Below are 19,246 nucleotides of genomic sequence, written 5' to 3'. Positions count from 1 at the left end.
ACGCCAGCTATTACTTGCGCACTGTGTAACAATTATATATACTATGCTTAACACCTCTTTTTCTTCTGTGAAAACCCCTTATCATACCCATGACACACCATGATATGCTCTTCCTTCCGTAGCAGAGATCCCTTAAAAAAACAATAAAAGAATTATAACCACATCATCCAAAGGAGAGGATTCGTTTGGCCATATTGATCCGTGATGTCCCAGAGAAAGAACGACCACGTGAGCGACTACTTCGTGAAGGGGCGCGTGCGCTGTCCAATCAAGAGATTATTGCTATATTACTCCGTTCTGGAACGAAAGCGCAGTCTGTTGTTCATCTTGCTAGTCAACTGTTGAGTCGGTTTCCAACATTAACTGCGTTAAAGGAGGCTGCAATTGAGGAGCTTTGTACCGTAAATGGGATTGGCGCAGCAAAGGCAGTTGAGTTAACGGCAGCCATTGAACTGGGAAGACGTATTCATATGGAAGAGAAAGGAGATCGCCATATTATTTCTACACCAGATGATGCTGCTCATATTATGATGGAAGAGCTACGTGAACTAAAGCAGGAGCACTTTGTTGCGCTATATTTGAATAGCAAAAACCATGTCATGAAAAAACAAACCTTGTTTGTTGGGAGTTTAAATGCAAGCATCGTTCATCCTCGAGAAGTATTTAAAGAAGCACTGCGTTACTCGTCTGCAGCAGTGATATGTTTACATAATCACCCAAGCGGTGACCCTGAGCCAAGTCGTGAAGACGTGTATGCAACAGAACGTTTAAGTGATGCAGGAAGGTTACTTGGCATTCCTTTACTTGACCATATTATTATTGGAGATGGTTGTTTTGTTAGTTTGAAAGAGAGAGGATTGTTAGCGGAGGGGAGAGAAAGTGGACAATTATTGGGTATGCGGGACTCTATGTGAATGAGAGAATAATTATGTGAAAATAAGGGGCGTTTCATTTAATAAAACCTTGCCTTTAGGCTATTCTTTTTGGCTGTTATTCGTTATAATAAAGGGTATGAATTTCACTTGAGTGAGTTTGTGAATTTACGATCACTTCAATTACGCACGAACCTACGTGTTTCTAAAAAGGAGGAAGAACCACTGAAATGATTAGGTTGACGTTTTTTTGGTGTTTTCAAATCATCGTCGTTCATTCAGTGGTGTTATAAATGTTTGGAAGTAGAGATATTGGGATTGATTTAGGAACAGCAAATACACTTGTTTATGCAAAAGGAAAAGGGATTATTCTGAGAGAGCCGTCAGTCGTGGCTTTACGTACAGATACGAAAGCAATTCAAGCAGTTGGAAATGACGCAAAGAATATGATTGGCCGTACGCCAGGAAATATTGTCGCGGTACGTCCGATGAAAGACGGTGTGATCGCTGACTTTGATACGACTGCAACAATGATTAAACATTTTATCAAGCAATCGATGAAGAACGGTTCTATTTTTAGTCGCAAGCCATCGGTCATGGTTTGTGTGCCGTCAGGAATTACAGCTGTTGAACAGCGTGCGGTTGAAGATGCAACAAAACAAGCAGGTGCAAAGGAAGCTTTTACAATTGAAGAGCCATTTGCTGCAGCAATTGGTGCTAATTTGCCAGTATGGGAGCCGACCGGGAGCATGGTCGTTGACATCGGTGGTGGAACAACAGAGGTAGCAATCATTTCTCTTGGTGGGATTGTGACGAAGCAATCTATTCGTGTTGCCGGTGATGAAATGGATGATGCAATCATTCAATATGTGAAGAAGACGTACAACCTCATGATTGGCGAAAGAACAGCAGAAATGCTGAAGTTAGAAATTGGTTCAGCAAGTACTGATGAAGAGCAACCTGAGGAAATGGATATTCGTGGACGTGATTTGCTTACTGGATTACCAAAAACCATTACGGTTACTGCAAAGGAAATTGTGGAGGCACTTAAAGACACAGTTGATACAATTATTGAGGCAGTTAAAAATACATTAGAGCAGTCTCCACCAGAATTGGCAGCGGATATTATGGACCGGGGCATCGTGCTTACAGGTGGCGGGGCATTGCTGCATAATTTGGACAAGGTATTGAGTGAAGAGACAAACATGCCGGTTATTGTTGCAGAAGATCCACTGGACTGTGTTGCAATTGGGACGGGGCGTTCGCTAGAGAACATTCATTTATTCCGTGCAAAAGCAGGAAATGCCCACCGCTCAAGTCAAAAGTAAGGGTGGCTAGCTAATGCATTCCTTTTTCTCTAATAAGAAACTCATCGTTTTGCTTGTGAGTATCATTATTCTTGTTGCGCTCATTGGTTTTTCAGTCAGAAGTGAGCGCTCGCTTTCAATGCCTGAAAAGGCAATCCGTGATGCTTTTGGTTGGGTACAAAATGTGGTTGCTCACCCAGCTCACTTTTTTACTGGCGTCGTGAATAATGTTCAGGAGATGTTCGATGTATATGAAGAGAATCAACGGTTAAAAGCACGTCTAGAAGAGTATGACCAAGTGTCAGTTGAACGTGATTTGTTGTTGGATAAGCAGGAAAGATTACTAGAGATGCTTGAGTTAGAAAAAACATTGCACCAGTATGATGTTTCGGCAGCAGCAGTGATTCATCGTGCTCCCGATGCTTGGGAGCAATACATCGGCTTAAATAGGGGAGAGCGAGACGGTGTGACTGACAATATGGCTGTCATTGATGTGAAAGGTGGACTTGTTGGCAAGGTAAGCAAAACAAGCAAATCAACCTCTTATGTACAGCTATTAAGTGACAATGACCGAGCAAACCGTGTATCTGCAACAGTCAAGTGGGATGACGGGGAAGCAGTCGGTTTTGTCGAAGGATATGACGCAAAAGAATCTCTTTTAATTATGCGTAAAGTTGACATGGAAAAAGACATTCCGAAAGATACAACCGTAACGACTTCTGGATTAGGAGGCATATACCCTCCTGGACTGACAATTGGTGAAGTGGTACGTACCGAAGTAGATGAGTATGGATTAACACAAGACGTTTATATTCGTCCGAAAGCAGATTTCTCCGTCTTAGATTATGTGTACATTGTGAAGCGAATGGATGAATCTCTTGACCCGTCTTTGTTAGAAGAAGAAGGTGAGGACGAATGAGCCGAACGTATTTTTCATTCGTCATTGTAGGCTTGTTTGTCCTTGAGGGGGCGTTGGTGTCGCATGTATTGCAAGCACATACGACACCAGATCAAATCGTTGTTCCGCGTTTTGTATTAATCATTGTAGTGATGATTGGACTATTTACAAATGGACGCACCGGCTTACTATATGGGCTTGCTTTTGGTTTGATGTATGACATTGTGTATACAAATTTGCTTGGGGTATATGCATTTGGTTTCGCTTGTTTAGGATATGTGTTTGGTTTATACCAATATGCATTTCGAGCATCGTCCTTTTGGGTGGTGTTGTTATCTATCGCTGGTGTTGTGCTCTTTGAATATTATCAATACGGTATTTTTTCAATGCTTGGAAAGGCTGATCTATCTGGAAGTACCTTTTTAACATCGCGTTTGTTCCCAACAGTGGTTTTTAATGGTGCATTTGCTATGCTTGTTGTATTGCCTTTCCGAAAATTGGCGCTGCATGTCTTGACACAAGCAAGTATTCGTGAACGTTAGGGAGGAGTTTGCTATGCTGAAGTCGAAAGAAGTAGTAGGGAAGAAGATTGAATTGTATTTCCCCGTTTTTTACAGCACGATGACAACGGCAGTGAACAGAGGTGAACGCTCCTATGAGCCAAACGAAAACGAGTGTCACAATTAAAGGGACAAAAGAAGGTTTAATATTTTTACTTGATGACCGGTGTTCCTTTGAACAGTTAATCTGTGAATTAAAGGAAAAACTATCAGTGAACTACTATCAGAGTGATGGAGATGAGCGAGGCGTCTCTGTTAGCGTTGACCTTGGCAATCGGTACCTTTCAAAAGAGGACAAGGCGCTTCTCGAAAAAGTGATTACTGAAGATCGTCATTTACAAGTAGAGCGATTTCATACAGGTGTGATTTCTTTAACAGAAGCGAAAAAAATGTGGGAGCAACAACAAACGACAACGCTGACGCGAATGATTCGCTCTGGGCAAGTGGTCCATGTTGAAGGAAACGCACTGTTAATCGGAGATGTTAATCCTGGTGGCGCGCTCGTTGCGACAGGAAATATTTATGTGATGGGCGCTTTAAAAGGAAAAGCACACGCTGGATCGACAGGACAAAAAAATGCACTTATTGTAGCATCTTTTTTAGCACCTTCTTTCTTGCAAATTGCAGAGACATGGATGACGTTTGCGGATTGTCCGGATGATGAGATATGGATGGGTGCTGCTTTTTTAGAGGAAAAAACCAGCCTTTTACGTATAACACGTATTCAGCGGTTGCTCGATCTGGTGCCAATCGATCGAGAAAGTGAATATGTTGCGCCTGTATGATTTTAGGCGGCGTGTAGGTACCTTGGATCTTGGAACGAGAAAGGAGACATGGACGTGGGCGAAGCAATTGTAATTACAAGTGGAAAGGGTGGTGTTGGTAAGACAACGACATCAGCCAACATTGGAACAGCCCTAGCACTATCCGGGAAAAAAGTTTGTCTCGTTGATGCAGATATTGGATTGCGAAACCTCGATGTAATGATGGGTCTAGAGAATCGTATCATTTATGATTTAGTCGATGTTGTTGAAGAGCGATGTAAGCTAAAGCAAGCACTGATAAAAGATAAGCGTTTTGATTGTTTGTATTTATTACCCGCAGCACAAACAAAAGATAAAACGGATATTTTGCCAACACAGATGAAACAACTAATTGATGAACTAAAGTCAGATTATGACTATGTGTTAATTGATTGCCCAGCTGGAATTGAGCATGGATTTCGAAATGCTGTTGCTGGTGCAGACAAGGCGATTGTCGTGACGACACCTGAGTTGTCGGCTGTTCGTGATGCTGACCGCATTATTGGTTTGCTAGAGCACGAGAATATCGACAGACCACGACTCGTCGTGAATCGAATTAGAAACCATATGATGAAAAATGGTGACATGCTTGATGTCGAGGAGATTACCTCTATTTTAGCAATAGACTTACTGGGTATAGTTGTTGATGATGATGATGTCATTAAGCATGCGAATAAAGGAGAACCGATTGCACTACATACAACAAGCAGAGCTTCTATCGCTTATCGGAATATCGCGAGGCGCATATTAGGAGAGACTGTCCCATTGATGGTGCTTGAAGAACGACGGACGATGTTCTCAAAATTAAAGCGTCTGTTTGGGGTACGTTAAAAACCTGCTTAAGCAGGTTTTTTTACTAGCCTCAGGATAATTTGTAAACTATGTATAGATAAATATTGACAATGGTTGTGCGGTCTTTTATAGTGTAAAAGAACGCTAAGAGATGAATGACAACATTCTTTTAGGTAACAGCAGCATAGATGAAAGGTTGAATAAATGATAATGAGCGTAAAAGATATGATGATGATAGGGATGATGACGGCGGTTGCCGGGGCAATTGGCTTCATTCCGGCTATTCCAATACCTGGTATTATCCCACCGATTACATTGCAGTCTATTGCACCGATATTAGCTGGAGGCATTCTCGGCGCACGACGCGGTGCATTATCGATGATTGTTTTTGTTGTGCTTGTGGCATGTTCTGTTCCAATGCTGGCAGGGATGCGAGGTGGGCTTGGTCACTTACTTGGTCCGACAGGTGGTTATATATTTAGTTGGATTCTCGTTGCCTTTTTTATCGGTTTATTTGTTTCTTATGTTCCAAAGTTAAAAGTATGGTCACTTGTCCTTGTCAGTGCCGTTTTAAGTATGGTGATACAATATCTTTTTGGTGCAGTATCTGTTTCTTTCACGAGTGACATGTCGTATACGGCAGCGCTTCAAATGAATGTCATATTTATGCCAGGAGATGTGCTGAAGGCAATTGTAGCAAGTATGGTCATTGTGCGCGTTCGGCATGCGTTGTATGGACTACGTCACGAAGAAGACATTGTATTAAATAAGGTATCATAGAGAGAGCTGCCTCAAAAGTTGTATATTCACTTTTGAGGCAGCGTTTTGTTTACGGTCGATGTTTATCATACAAAGTAGGTGTCGTTAGTTTAGCAAGTTCTTCATAGACAACTTTATTAATAGAAGTGTGAGACACAGCTGCGACATTCTGGCGCAGCTGGTCAACCGTACTTGCACCGACAACAACAGAAGAGACCGGAGGATGGGCTAAGCAATACTGTAGTGCAAGTACAGAACGTGTGAGACCATTTGTGGAAAGGGTGTCTAAGCCCCGCCGAATTTGTGCTAGTTCTTCAGGTGAATAATGTAAATAACCCTTTTTAGCGGCGGTAACAGTTTCTAACGGGCGTGGGCTTAAAATCCCTTTTGCTAACGAACCACGAGCGACAACACTCACACCATGCTCAGCTAAAAACGAAAACCACTCTTCTGGACGACGGTCAAGTAAACTATATTGCATCATGACTGTCGCCATGTTCGCATGCTTGACGTAGTGTGAGATGGTGTTTGGGCGAATGGAGGATAGACCGTAAGCACGGATGAGCCCTTCTTTTTTTAGAGATTCAAAAGTGTCAATGACTTCATCCATGTCATCGTCAATTGTCCCACCGTGCAGTTGATATAAGTCGATATAATCAGTTTGCAGACGCGACAAACTTTCCTTTACGGCTGCTAGCAAATGTTTACGAGATGGATCCCATGTCCAGCCACTTTCCCCTTGTTGAAAACGATTCCCTCCTTTTGTTGCAAGAATAACGTCTGGGCGCCTCTTCTTTAGCGCTTCTCCAATAAGACGCTCGTTTTCTCCGTAGTCATACAAGTCAGCTGTGTCAATATAATTTATTCCTAAATGTAATGCCTCGTCGATGATACGTGTGACATTTTTTTTGTTCGTGCCAATCGACATCGCTCCGAGACCTAGCTCACTAACATATAAATCGGATTTTCCTAAGCGTCTTTTTTTCATACATATCTCTCCTCACAATGTTCTTTCCTCTATTATTAACTTGAATATGATGCGAGGACAAGTCATAACATGTATTAAATGGACGAGGGGAGCGGCAAAGATGGATCATAATCGAAAAAATTTTGTGCGGAAAGCAGCAGAACGGCGAAAGAATGAGATGAAAACCGAAGCACCTGAGACGGGAAAAGAACAAATATCCCCCCCGCTAGAGGTGCATCAGAAGGAGAGAAAGACGTATAGACATCGTTGGTTCATGCAAGCACTGATTGCCGGTTGTTTATTTTTTGCGCTTGGAATTGTGTATGAGCGTGAGGAGGAACCATTTCAAACGGTTCAAGCGTTTGTGGATCAATCATTTGAGCACCAATTCCAGTTTGCTGCAGTTGCCGATTGGTATGAGAAGCAATTTGGTGGTCCACTTCATTTGCTACCAGACCAACGTGCCAGCGAGGAAGAGATATATGATTATGCGATTCCTGCTTCAGGCATTATTGGTGAGTCCTCAGCAGAAGATGGGAAAGGAATTTTATTAGAGACGGATGCGGAAGCAATAGTGAAGGCAGTAAAAGGGGGACAAGTGGTCCTTTTATCTAATGATAAAAAAGCGCTCGGTAAAATGATTGAAGTACAGCATCCAGATAAAACGACATCTATTTACGGTATGCTTGATGAAGTGTCTGTAAGTTTATATGATATGATTCCTGCTGGCACGACATTAGGCAAGGTGATGCCAATAGAAGGTGAGCAGACAGGAAAGTTTTACTTCGCATTGCGGCGTGGGGAAGCGTATGTAGACCCAAGTGATGTGATGTCTTTTGAGTAATATGTTAAAAAATATCCGGCTTCATCCGTTGTTCTGGCTTGTGCTTGGAGCGGGTGTCTTTACAGGTCATTTCAAAGAAGTGCTCATGTTATTTATCATTGTTTTTATTCACGAGATGGGGCATGCGTTGACAGCTGTTTATTTAGGGTGGAAAGTGAATAGAATTGAATTATTACCGTTTGGAGGCGTGGCTGAGACAGAAGACAGTGGTGTAAAGCCAATTCGCGAAGAAATGTACATTGTCCTTGCCGGTCCGTTGCAACACATATGGTTGTGCGGGCTTTCTTATATGTTTGTAGGCCAGCCTTTTTGGAGTCAATATGATCATCAGTTATTTTTAATGTATAATCTGATGATTGTTGGCTTTAATTTGTTGCCAATATATCCGTTAGACGGAGGGCGTCTTGTGCAGCTTGCCTGCCTAGTTATTTGGCCGTATAAGAGGGCATTAATTGTTTCGTTGCATGTGTCATTTTTGTTGTTGATTGTTATGGTCGTTGGGTTACTATTTGTGCCATTTCATTTGAACTTATACGTCGTCGTACTATTCTTGTTCGTCATACATTACTTGGAGTTTAAGCAACGCCATTACCGCTTTGTCCGATTTTTGATGGCTAAAAAGCAAGACGGAAAACACCGAAACGTTCATTGGATCTGCGTAAATCGACATGTTCATGTGCGAGAAGCAGTGGCTTTATTAAAACGGGGGCGAACAAATCGCTTTCGAATCGTTGGACAGCATGGATGTTCAGAGGTGGATGAGCAAATGGTGTTGGCTGCTTATTTTGAACCTGGTAAACGTTCCGCAACATTTGGGGGCTTATTTACATGAACGCATTGCGTTGCGCTCTTTTTTTCACGTACAATAGAGATGCGAGAAAAAAGGAGCGTTTATGTGTATGGAAAAAAAGATTGTTGTTACAAAAGGGAGAAATGGACGAGAGGCGGTCGTACTTGAAGACGGTGAAGTGGTTGAATGGTTTATCGAACAAGCCCATGCACCTGAACTCGTTGGCAGTGTCTTTCTAGGAAAAGTGCAACGTGTATTGCCGGGAATGCAAGCGGCATTTGTCGATATAGGAATCGGGAAGAATGGCTTTTTGTATCGAGATGAGCTGCTTCGTTTTCATTTAGATCCTGATCCAGTAGAAGTGAAACAACAACGAAAGATTACGCACTATGTGCAACAACATGAGATGGTGCTTGTACAAGTGACGAAAGCAAGCAACGGTGAAAAAGGGCCTCGTTTAAGTGGCGTCATTGCGATTCCGGGGCGTTACCTTGTCTATATGCCAGAAGCAAACTACGTCGCTGTATCTCGTCGAATTAAAGATGAGTCTGTACGGGAACATTTATCGGAGAAGATGACCAATGAGTTGCAACAGCCAGAAGGGCTCATTGTACGGACTGCAGCGGCAGCATGTGAACCGGATATGTTAGCGCAAGAGCTGCATGTATTGCGTACACTATGGTCTCAAACGGTGAAGCCTGTGAATGGAAAAGGAAAGCCAGCGCTTGTGTACCAGGCAGCTTCTATCATAGAAACGCTTGTTACCAATTACGTTGAGGAAACAATTGATGAAGTGGTGCTCGATGATTTGTCCGATTACCGGCTTGTGCAAAAGCTGCTCGGCACCGCACCGCTTATTCAAAAGGTGCGTCTGTATCGTACGCAAGGCTCAACGTTTGCATTGAACGATATTGATCGGCAGTTAGAAAAAGCTCGCCGTCGTCGCATTTGGCTAAAAAATGGGGCATTCATCGTCATTGATGAGACAGAAGCGATGGTGGTCATTGATGTTAACACTGGAAAATTTACAGGAAGTAACGGGTTGGAACAAACTGTATTAGCAGTCAATTGCCTTGCCGCCAAAGAAGTGGCAAAGCAAATTAGGTTACGCAATTTAAGTGGCATGATTGCGATTGATTTTATTGATATGAAAACAGATGAGGAACGAGAAAAGGTACAACAGACATTACTTTCGTACTTGAAAAAAGATCGGGTGCAGACAAGTGTTAAAGGCTTTACGCCGGTCGGTGTGTTGTTCATGACCCGAAAAAAAACACGTCTTCCTATGCGAGTGAGTGTATCTATGGACTGTCCATCATGTGCTGGGACAGGTGTTGTTTTAACAATGGAAGCGCAAGCGTCACAATTTGAGCGTATGCTGTTGATGTACATGAATCAAGAAGTGGAAGCACTCGTCATTGCGGCCACTTCTGAAGCAGTGATGGTTCTACTCGGAGCGAGTGAGTCGGATAAGACGCTTCTTGAACAGCGGATCGGCGCGCATATTTTTGTTGTATATGACGATACGCTGCCAGTTGCGGCGTGTTATACGCTCGTTTATGCCGGGTCTTTCATTGAGGCTGAGAAGCAGTGGGCGAGTAGGCAAATCACTGATTGACGACAATAAAGATTTATGCTATGATGGGGAATGTTAGTGAATTGGATCAGCACCCAATGAACTTACAACCGCGCATCGTAGGTTTACAAATGAGTAATAACGCTCTACCTACATAGATGGCGAGTCTGATGTTATGAGGAGGTGCAAGTGATGTACGCAATCATTGAAACAGGTGGAAAACAAGTCAAGGTTCAAGAAGGTCAAGAAATTTACGTTGAGAAGTTAGACGCAGAAGCTGGCGCTGAGGTGAGCTTTGACAAAGTACTTTTCGTTGGTGGAGATGCTGTGAAAGTAGGTGCGCCATACGTAGAAGGTGCAACAGTAACTGGAACAGTTGAAAAACATGGTCGTGATAAAAAGATCATCGTTTATAAAATGAAGCCAAAGAAAAATTACCGTCGTAAACAAGGTCACCGTCAGCCGTATACAAAAGTTGTCATCGGCAAAATTAACGGGTAATTAAAATGATACGCGTGTGCGTGCAATATAATGAGTATGATGCAATCGCCAGTTTTGACATGCAAGGTCATGCCGAGGCTGGCCCCCATGGACAAGACATCGTTTGTGCTGGTGTTTCAGCTGTCTCAATCGGAACGGTCAATGCAATTCATACTTTGTGTGATGTTGATATTGTCACTGATATGACAGATGCGGGTGGACATTTAATGTGTCGTGTGCCTGAAGGATTAGCGCCACGAACATATGAAGATGTGCAGCTGTTGTTAAAAAGCATGGTCCTTTCTTTACAAGCAATTGCTGATGTGCATCAAGCATATATGACAGTGGAAATAGATAGGAGGTGACTTTTCATGTTGAGAATGGATCTTCAATTTTTCGCATCGAAAAAGGGAGTAGGGAGCACGAAGAATGGACGTGACTCTCGTTCAAAGCGCCTTGGCGCAAAGCGTGCGGACGGTCAAACGGTCACTGGTGGATCAATCTTGGTTCGTCAACGTGGCACACGAATTTACCCAGGGAACAACGTAGGTAAAGGTGGCGACGACACATTGTTTGCAAAAACAGATGGTGTTGTGAAATACGAGCGTGTTGGACGTGACCGGAAGCAAGTGAGTGTGTATCCGGCGTAAATAGAAAAGGAAAAGCAGTCTCCTGATGATTGATTTTGGGAGGTTGCTTTTTTGTTGTCAGCAAGTTTCTTTTATTGAATCCAAATACGAATCTTATATACACAGCTAACTTTAACAGTGCAAATGTTTCGGTTATTTCAGCAGCGACACAATAAGTGATTGGAACAATTCTTGTAGGAACTAACCCAAAAGAGGTGGCATGAATAAAAATGAAAATTTGTTGCTTGCTTATGTAATTCGTTTGTATATGTGATTAATGGAAAACGCAGACTGTGACAACAACAATTACAGGAATGAATCTAACAAAAAACAACTGTAATTAACTGTGATTTATGTAGCAAACCAGGATTCAATAGTCTCAATCATTGATAGTGACATAAATGAACTATTATTACAACTACTGAACTTCTTGGTGCACGATGAGTAGTTGTGAATAAACATACAAATCTCACATATTGCAAATTTTAATGGCGAAACATCTCGGGTGATTTTGAAATGATTGTGAACGTCTCAACAGGCACACAGCCAACAAAATCATGCTTATACAAACCATCAAGACGTCTGCCTTTTGGCCTCTTTGTAGGTGCAAATAAAAAATACACACAAAAAGATAACGATCACTAAAGTTCTTCCACACAGGTACCCCTTACTTTTTATACCATAATACCCAATCAAAAAAAAAAAAATAATAAAATATACAGAATGCTATTTTGTTTTTTAAATAGTATTACAAATCATGCGGGAAAGGATGATTAAAGTGTCTCAACCCAACATGCCAAATTTTACGCCCAATATTACCCTTGATCGAGACGATGTGGTCAATTTATTGCTCGCATCAATAGCGATGGAGGAAATGGGTTTGGCGCACATTATTAATGCGGAAGGAGAGAAGATTCAATACGCTCTAGGAACATTGTCTGGCCTGACAGGACCTCCAGCTACACTACAGGAAATTCTGTCGATTAATGAAAGTGCTGCAGACATGCTTGACACGATTTTCAAGAAAGAAATTATTCTTGAGTCAAAAATGAAAGCAGCGACAAACATTCCTACGTTGATCGGACCGACAGGCGCGACTGGAGCGACAGGACCTGCCGGCGGGGTTGTTGCAATTAACAATATCCTACCTGATGTTGACGGGAACGTCGTCTTAACCATCGGGGACATCACGGGTGGTATTGCAAACATCAACGGCATTACTGCCGCACCAGATGGTAGTGTGACGTTAAATGCCGAGGACGTTGGTGCTTTTTCTTACGGAGAAGTGCCATCTGATAGTGACCTAGATTCCTTTATTACCGAGGGGGTATACAGTTCTGAAGGAAATGCAGGCGGACCTGTGAACGGTCCACTCGGATTTACAAGCCCAATCTGGACATTGTATGTTTCTGTCATTACCCCAGGACCGACAACATCGATTTTACAACTACTCATTGGCAATCCAACCATTTATGTACGAAGTGCGACTGATGACACAGGCACGACTTGGAATTCTTGGGAGGAGTTCGGTACACAAGGACCGACCGGACCGACGGGTGCTGGGGCTACAGGTGCTACTGGCGTCACCGGGGTTACTGGAGCCACTGGTGTGACTGGTTCTATAGGACCTACTGGTGCTACAGGACCAACCGGAGCCACCGGTGCAACAGGAGCCACAGGCATCACAGGCGTGACCGGAGCCACCGGTGCAACAGGAGCCACAGGCATCACAGGCGTGACCGGAGCCACCGGTGCAACAGGAGCCACAGGCATTACGGGCGTGACCGGAGCCACCGGTGCAACAGGAGCCACAGGCATCACAGGCGTGACCGGAGCCACCGGTGCAACAGGAGCCACAGGCATCACGGGCGTGACCGGAGCCACCGGTGCAACAGGAGCCACAGGCATCACAGGCGTGACCGGAGCCACCGGTGCAACAGGAGCCACAGGCATCACGGGCGTGACCGGAGCCACTGGTGCAACAGGAGCCACAGGCATCACGGGCATGACAGGAACCACCGGTGTAACAGGAGCCACGGGCGTCACAGGCGTGACCGGAGCCACCGGTGCAACAGGAGCCACAGGCATCACGGGCGTGACCGGAGCCACCGGTGCAACAGGAGCCACAGGCATCACAGGCGTGACCGGAGCCACCGGTGCAACAGGAGCCACAGGCATCACGGGCGTGACCGGAGCCACCGGTGCAACAGGAGCCACAGGTATTACGGGCGTGACCGGAGCCACCGGTGCAACAGGAGCCACAGGAATCACGGGCGTGACCGGAGCCACCGGTGCAACAGGAGCCACGGGCATTACGGGTATTACAGGACCAACTGGAGAAGACGCATTCATGAATGTGATTTATGCAGTTAACCAAGGTGACAATACAGTATCTGTGGTTGACGGCAATACATGGACGGTCATTGCTACGGTGAGTGTAGGGACTCAGCCATATGACGTTGCTGTTAATCAAAACACGAACCTCATTTATGTCGCCAATGTAAATTCGACCAACGTGTCTATTATTGATGGAGTTAACTACACTGTGATCGCGACAGTGACGGTTGGATCTGGAGACTTTGGTGTAACTGTAAATGAAAATACAAACCTTATTTATGTAGCAAATGAAACGAACAACAATGTTTCTGTGATTAATGGGCTAGATCACACAATTTTGACAACGATTGCAGTTGGTCAAAATCCTATAGGAGGTGCGGTAGACCCTAATACAGGTGTTGTTTATATCACGAATCAAGATGACGGGACTGTATCTGTGATTGATGGCTATGCCCAACAAGTGATCGACACCATCACAGTTGGTGCGCTCGCGTGGAACGCTGTATTTAACCCCAATATGAATCGGGTGTATGTAACGAATGCTAACAGTAGCAATGTCTCTGTGATTGATACTGCAAACAACACTGTCATTGCTACCATCACAGTGGGTGCCGGTAGCCGCGAAATTGCTATAAATGAAAAGACCAACTTGATTTATGTAACCAATCGAAATGGTGCATCTGTCTCTGTTATTTTTGCAACGACAAATACTGTGATTGCAACGATCACTACCACTGGCGCAGGCAGTCAACCTCAGGGCATTGGTGTTAACCCGAATCAAAATTTAATTTATGTTGGTTACTTTAACGCAGGCAATACGAATTTGTCTGTGATTGATGGTATCACGCAAACCATTATCACGACCATTACAAAAGGTCCCCGCACCACTGGAGTAGCTGTTTCATCAGGGTTTCGGTTGACAGGACCATTATATAGTTAGTCGTTTTTCTGCTATGTTATTTTGTGTTAAATGTATTGTTTATTGGAAATGACAAGAAATAACCCTAAAAAAGGAATGTTCCAAAATCCTCTGAAACACAGAAGACTGGTCGTCACGTTTGATCAGTCTTCTGGTTTTCTGGTGTATTTTATCGAAAAAAATGTTTGGAGTTATAGTGCCTTTCCAATGTTTCAAAAATAGAAAAAGCTATCCTAAAGGTCAGTTTTTATCTACCTTTAGGACAGACTCTTTAGGACAGCTCCTGCTTTTTGGACGATGTTACGAAATTACACCGTCTGCGGCACTAAATTAAAGCAACGCTTATAAAGCCATTTGTAGTCTTCTAATGATAAATCGCGCGGGTTTCCGATCGTTTGTGGATCTTTAAATGCTTCTGTTGCCCAGCGATCAACTTGATTAGGATCCACGCCTTGTGCTTCGAGGGACGGGATTTCGAGTTCCTCAACTAAGTCATACATATAACGGACCGCTGCTTTTGCTGCTTCTTCCGTTGTCATGTGATCGGTGCGAATGCCAAATGCTTGCGCAATACGGGCGAAGCGCTCTGGTGCGCCTTTCCAGTTAAATTCCATGACCGGTCCCATCATCGCGGCCACACATTGCCCGTGGGCGACTGGTACCATGCCACCGAGTGATTGACTCATCGCATGTGCAGCGCCAGCAGACTCACTGCCGTAAGAAAGACCAGCAAGCATTGCCGATTGTGCCATGCCGTAACGTGCTTCAAGGTCAGTCCCATCTGCGAATGCGCGGCGAATGTAAGTAGCTGCATATTCAATCGCAAGTAACGCAACGGCATCTGTCACCGGTTGAGCATATTTCATTGTATAACATTCGACTGCGTGCGCAATCGCGTCAATCCCTGTCATTGCCGTGACGTGTGGGGGCATGGACGTGTGTAATTTTGGATCAATGATCGTTAAGTGTGCAGCGATCAGTGGTCCACCTGTATTGAACTTGTATTCACGCGCTTCATCCGTGATGACCGCCCACTGTGTCACTTCAGAACCTGTCCCGGCTGTTGTTGGGATCGTCACAAGTGTTGGAATCCGGTTTTCAAGCGGCTTCTTTCCTTCAGCTGCTTCGTAATCTAAGACAGTGCCTTCATGTGTGACTTCAACGCCAATCGCTTTCGCTGTATCCATTGATGAACCACCACCAACGGCAACAAGACCATCACAACCTGTTTCTTTATAGAGCGCAGAACCTTTTGCGACAAGGCGGGTAGGTGGGTTTGGTTCGACTTCGTTGAATAGAACGATCTCGATGCCTGCTTCTTTTAGGCTTGCTTCAACGGGTGCAGTAACACCGGCGTTGTAAATGCCAGGATCGGTTACGAGTAACACTTTCGTAGATTGTAATGCCTTCACTTCTGCACCTAAATGACGGATGGAATCAATTCCGTGTTTAATTGCCGTTGGTACTTCAAATGTATGATAACCTAACATTGACTCTACTTTCATATGCATTGCCATTTGTATCTCTCCCTTATTTATGTGTATATTAGCCGAACCAGCCAACTGGTTGTGGGTTCGTATTACGGAAAACGTGTTTCACTTCGGTATACTCTTCAAGGCCAATCTTGCCAAGCTCGCGACCGAATCCAGATTGTTTGTAGCCACCCCATGGCGCTTGCGCGAAATAAGGATGGAAATCGTTAATCCACACTGTGCCCATACGTAGACGGCTTGCGACAAACTCCGCTTTCTCAATATTTGTTGAGAAGACCGCTCCAGCGAGACCGTAAATCGTGTCATTAGCTTTTGCAATTGCTTCTTCTGTTGTTTCGAATGTCTCAATCGTTAACACGGGGCCAAAAATTTCTTCTTGGACAATCCGCATGTCATTTGTACATCCTGTAAAAATGGTTGGTTCTAAGAAGAAACCATCTTGTAAAGCCGGATCGTCTGGGCGTTTACCACCGAGTACAACGGTTGCGCCTTCTTGTTTGCCGATCGCAATGTAAGATTCAACTTTTGCGCGGTGTTCAGCAGAAATAAGTGGACCTGATTGCGTGCCTTCGTCAAAGCCATTGCCAAGTTTAATGTTTTTCGCGCGTTCCACGAGTGCGGTCACAAATTTGTCGTGCAATGACGCTTCCACAAGCAAACGAGAACCAGCAGAACACACTTGTCCGGCATGGAAGAAGACAGCGTTTAATGCTTGATCAACAGCGGTGTCAAAGTCACTGTCAGCAAAAATGATATTTGGGTTTTTACCACCGAGTTCGAGTGCGATTTTCTTCACATTACTGCTTGCCGCTTGCATGATCGTTTTTCCAGTCTCAATCCCACCTGTGAAGGAGACAAGGTCGACATCAGTGCTTTCAGCAAGTGGGGCACCAACATCTTTTCCGTTTCCAAGAACGAGATTGACGACTCCTTTTGGAAACCCGATTTCATCGAAAAATTCGAAGATCTTCACCGTCGTCAGTGGTGTGATTTCACTTGGTTTAATGACAAGTGTGTTTCCTGCGGCAAGGGCCGGTGCAAGTTTCCATGCGGCTTGTAAGAGTGGATAGTTCCACGGTGTAATTAATGAACAAACACCGATCGGCTCACGCACTACTTGACTTGTTGAGTCTGGAATCGGACTTGGAATGAGCTCTCCACCATCTTTATCGGCAAGGCCAGCAAAATAAAAGAAGACGTTCGCAATATCAGCCATATCGGCACGACTTTCTTCAATTGTTTTTCCTGTGTCTAACGTTTCAAGACGCGCAAGTTCCTCGGCATGTTCTTTAATTTTTTCGCCGATGAGCCGGACTTTTTCGCCCCGTTCGTTCGCAGGCTTATTTGCCCACTCACCATCGTCGAATGCTTTTCTTGCTGCGGCAATCGCTTTATCACTATCCATTTTAGCTCCTTCGGCAGCAGTGGCGATTGGCGATTGGTCAAATGGGTTGATGATTGTGCGTGTGGCACGGTTGCTTGCTTCAACCCATGCGCCATTAATGTACATAGAAAGTTGCATAAACTCCACCCTTTCGATATGTTTAATACATATTAAACAAATAGTATGTAAATCATCTTAACACGGCAAGGGGGATGTGTCAAATCCCCTTTTTTGAGAAGCGTGAAAGCAATTCCTCAGCTAATTGACCGTGACGAAATTGCTCAACAAGTAGGTCGAGGAATTCATAATAAGCAAGAGAAGCAGTGATCGTTTTTAATGTGCGTTCAGCTTCTTGTTGTACGTCAAGCGGGGTGTTTGAATCAGTCATTAAGGCTTCGTACTCAGGAATTGCTGCATGAATTGCTTCAACATTGACAGCGCGTTCGCGTTCCCACCGCCGGGTAAAGAATGTCGTAAAAAAGTGGAAAAAATCTTTTTCTGCTTCGTATAAGTCTTTTCGTTCGCCTTTTCGATAAACACGATGAATCAACTTTTCTTCCAACAGTTTGCGGACACCAAGGCTCATGCTGCCTTTGCTCATGCCTAATTCGTCTCGTAATTGATCAAGTGTCATTGGTCCATTATGTAAATAAAGGGTAGCATACAACTGACCAATGGAGCGGTTTACACCGTAAATATCCATCGTATCAGCAATCCCGTCTTTAATATGTGCGTGTGCTTTTGCTAGTGATTGTTGTGCTATTTCCTTGTTATTCACCAATATTCCTCCTGCCCGTCATATTAGCGTTAGTATAGCGTGTCTATCAAGGAAGCGCAATAGTTGACATTGTGGATCAGTATGTTAGGATGGGTGCTGCATAGATTTAACTTGTTTAAAATTATTTGCATATACGGAGGGGAAACAATGAATAAAAAGTGGACAGCGATCATTGCTGCAAGCAGTGTGCTATTTGTTGCTGGTTGCAATGCGGCAGAAAAAACGGACGGAGAGGAAAAAGAAGCGATTGAGCTTGTGTATGTAGCATGGGAGTCAGAGGTCGCCTCAAATCATGTTATAAAAGAAGCACTTGAACAAGCAGGTGTGGATGTCACTTTAACAACCGTGGAACAAGGCATCATGTGGTCGAGTGTAGCTGAAGGGAAAGCAGATGGGTTTGTGGCAGCTTGGTTGCCCAATGATATGAAGAGTGATTATGAGACGTATGGGGATAAAGTGGAGGATTTAGGTGCAAATCTTGAAGGAGCAAAGACAGGATTAGCTGTCCCAGCATATATGGATATCGAAAGCATCGCAGATTTACACCCGGATGTTGTTACTGAAATTACCGGCATTGACGCCGGCGCGGGAATTATGACGACAACAGAAGAAGTGATGGAGGCATATGGGTTAGAAGGATTAACGCTCGTTGCAAGTACAGATGCGATGATGACAGCACAACTTGATAGCGATTATCAAAAAGAAGAACCAATTGTCATTACGGCTTGGCAGCCGCACTGGAAATTCCAGTCGTATGACTTGAAATTTTTAGAGGATCCAAAAGGTATTTATGAAGCAAATGGGGAAATTCGCACGATGGTGCGTCACGGGTTGAAAGAAGATGCCCCGATTAGCTACAAAGTGCTTGATCAGTTTTATTGGACACCGGAAGAAATGAATGAAGTGATGTTGCTCATGGAAGAAGACGGACTCACGCCGGAAGAAGCAGCAAAGAAATGGGTGAACGACAATCAAGCGCGTGTTGATGAATGGTTGGTAGGTATAAAAGAAAGCGCATCATAATTCTTTAAACGCTCTTTTACAGGGCGTTTTTTCGT

20 protein-coding genes and 1 other annotated feature are annotated in these 19,246 nt (G+C 44.0%); of the genes, 16 read left to right on the top strand and 4 right to left on the bottom strand.

Annotation, left to right across the window (positions count from 1 at the left end; all coding sequences use genetic code 11):
• The first annotated feature begins 185 nt into the window (after positions 1–185).
• The 8 genes from radC to NSQ26_RS09120 all read left to right on the top strand — a co-directional run bounded on the left by radC (position 186) and on the right by NSQ26_RS09120 (position 6,012).
• On the top strand, positions 186–914 hold the full coding sequence (radC, locus tag NSQ26_RS09155; RefSeq protein ID WP_176763713.1) for a RadC family protein: 729 nt from the start codon (positions 186–188) through the stop codon (positions 912–914).
• Positions 915–1,165: 251 nt separating this feature from the next.
• Entirely contained in the window at positions 1,166–2,200 is a 1,035-nt protein-coding gene (locus tag NSQ26_RS09150; protein WP_090774333.1) for a rod shape-determining protein, read from the top strand.
• Between the two features lie 13 nt (positions 2,201–2,213).
• Positions 2,214–3,098 carry a rod shape-determining protein MreC gene (mreC, locus tag NSQ26_RS09145; RefSeq protein WP_090774334.1) on the top strand — a complete coding sequence of 295 codons (885 nt, stop codon included), beginning with the start codon at positions 2,214–2,216 and terminating at the stop codon, positions 3,096–3,098.
• Positions 3,095–3,619, top strand: coding sequence for a rod shape-determining protein MreD (gene mreD, locus NSQ26_RS09140; RefSeq protein WP_090774335.1), 525 nt, complete (start codon positions 3,095–3,097; stop codon positions 3,617–3,619). Before mreC ends, mreD begins: the two co-directional genes overlap by 4 nt.
• Before the next feature lie 13 nt (positions 3,620–3,632).
• Complete coding sequence (locus tag NSQ26_RS09135) at positions 3,633–3,764, top strand: hypothetical protein (RefSeq protein ID WP_281241387.1); 132 nt, start codon at positions 3,633–3,635, stop codon at positions 3,762–3,764.
• Entirely contained in the window at positions 3,733–4,422 is a 690-nt protein-coding gene (gene minC / locus NSQ26_RS09130; protein ID WP_245700949.1) for a septum site-determining protein MinC, read from the top strand. The genes NSQ26_RS09135 and minC overlap by 32 nt, the downstream gene beginning before the upstream one ends.
• A 54-nt stretch (positions 4,423–4,476) precedes the next feature.
• Positions 4,477–5,271, top strand: a complete 795-nt coding sequence (gene minD, locus NSQ26_RS09125; RefSeq protein ID WP_090774337.1) for a septum site-determining protein MinD — start codon at positions 4,477–4,479, stop codon at positions 5,269–5,271.
• A 171-nt stretch (positions 5,272–5,442) separates the two neighbouring features.
• A complete protein-coding gene (locus tag NSQ26_RS09120) occupies positions 5,443–6,012 on the top strand; it encodes a biotin transporter BioY (protein WP_499717918.1) in 570 nt (189 codons plus the stop codon).
• A 49-nt stretch (positions 6,013–6,061) separates the two neighbouring features.
• On the opposite strand, the gene NSQ26_RS09115 is transcribed toward NSQ26_RS09120, so the two are convergent.
• Positions 6,062–6,979, bottom strand: a complete 918-nt coding sequence (locus tag NSQ26_RS09115; protein ID WP_499717917.1) for an aldo/keto reductase — start codon at positions 6,977–6,979, stop codon at positions 6,062–6,064.
• Between the two features lie 100 nt (positions 6,980–7,079).
• Here NSQ26_RS09115 and NSQ26_RS09110 point away from each other — a divergent pair, with 100 nt between their 5' ends.
• The 7 genes from NSQ26_RS09110 to NSQ26_RS09080 all read left to right on the top strand — a co-directional run bounded on the left by NSQ26_RS09110 (position 7,080) and on the right by NSQ26_RS09080 (position 14,554).
• Entirely contained in the window at positions 7,080–7,802 is a 723-nt protein-coding gene (locus NSQ26_RS09110) for a peptidoglycan DD-metalloendopeptidase family protein (protein WP_499717916.1), read from the top strand.
• A gap of 1 nt (position 7,803) precedes the next feature.
• Entirely contained in the window at positions 7,804–8,634 is an 831-nt protein-coding gene (locus NSQ26_RS09105; RefSeq protein WP_499720027.1) for a M50 family metallopeptidase, read from the top strand.
• Positions 8,635–8,701: 67 nt separating this feature from the next.
• Positions 8,702–10,210 carry an Rne/Rng family ribonuclease gene (locus NSQ26_RS09100; RefSeq protein WP_499717915.1) on the top strand — a complete coding sequence of 503 codons (1,509 nt, stop codon included), beginning with the start codon at positions 8,702–8,704 and terminating at the stop codon, positions 10,208–10,210.
• A 56-nt stretch (positions 10,211–10,266) separates the two neighbouring features.
• Positions 10,267–10,347 (top strand) — a sequence feature (ribosomal protein L21 leader region).
• A 13-nt stretch (positions 10,348–10,360) separates the two neighbouring features.
• Entirely contained in the window at positions 10,361–10,669 is a 309-nt protein-coding gene (rplU, locus tag NSQ26_RS09095) for a 50S ribosomal protein L21 (protein WP_090774344.1), read from the top strand.
• A 5-nt stretch (positions 10,670–10,674) separates the two neighbouring features.
• A complete protein-coding gene (locus NSQ26_RS09090) occupies positions 10,675–11,013 on the top strand; it encodes a ribosomal-processing cysteine protease Prp (protein ID WP_499717914.1) in 339 nt (112 codons plus the stop codon).
• A 6-nt stretch (positions 11,014–11,019) separates the two neighbouring features.
• Positions 11,020–11,298, top strand: a complete 279-nt coding sequence (rpmA, locus tag NSQ26_RS09085; protein ID WP_090774346.1) for a 50S ribosomal protein L27 — start codon at positions 11,020–11,022, stop codon at positions 11,296–11,298.
• A gap of 757 nt (positions 11,299–12,055) precedes the next feature.
• Complete coding sequence (locus NSQ26_RS09080) at positions 12,056–14,554, top strand: alpha-helical endospore appendage domain-containing protein (protein ID WP_499717913.1); 2,499 nt, start codon at positions 12,056–12,058, stop codon at positions 14,552–14,554.
• A 287-nt stretch (positions 14,555–14,841) separates the two neighbouring features.
• Here NSQ26_RS09080 and gbsB read toward each other — a convergent pair whose 3' ends face one another.
• The 3 genes from gbsB to NSQ26_RS09065 form a co-directional block, all read right to left on the bottom strand.
• Positions 14,842–16,050, bottom strand: coding sequence for a choline dehydrogenase (gene gbsB, locus NSQ26_RS09075; RefSeq protein WP_499717912.1), 1,209 nt, complete (start codon positions 16,048–16,050; stop codon positions 14,842–14,844).
• A gap of 28 nt (positions 16,051–16,078) precedes the next feature.
• Positions 16,079–17,548: a betaine-aldehyde dehydrogenase gene (gene betB, locus NSQ26_RS09070; RefSeq protein WP_499717911.1), complete on the bottom strand. Its 1,470-nt coding sequence runs from the start codon at positions 17,546–17,548 to the stop codon at positions 16,079–16,081.
• 79 nt (positions 17,549–17,627) lie between these two features.
• Positions 17,628–18,188: a GbsR/MarR family transcriptional regulator gene (locus NSQ26_RS09065; protein ID WP_499717910.1), complete on the bottom strand. Its 561-nt coding sequence runs from the start codon at positions 18,186–18,188 to the stop codon at positions 17,628–17,630.
• Between the two features lie 147 nt (positions 18,189–18,335).
• On the opposite strand from NSQ26_RS09065, the gene NSQ26_RS09060 reads away from it, so the two are divergent.
• Entirely contained in the window at positions 18,336–19,211 is an 876-nt protein-coding gene (locus NSQ26_RS09060; protein WP_499717909.1) for a glycine betaine ABC transporter substrate-binding protein, read from the top strand.
• The last annotated feature ends 35 nt before the right edge of the window (positions 19,212–19,246 follow it).

Source organism: Bacillus sp. FSL W7-1360 (assembly GCF_038592975.1).
Classification (GTDB): domain Bacteria; phylum Bacillota; class Bacilli; order Bacillales; family Bacillaceae_D; genus Shouchella; species Shouchella lonarensis.
Note: the sequence above shows the minus strand (reverse complement) of the source record. Positions and strands in the feature narration are given on the sequence as shown.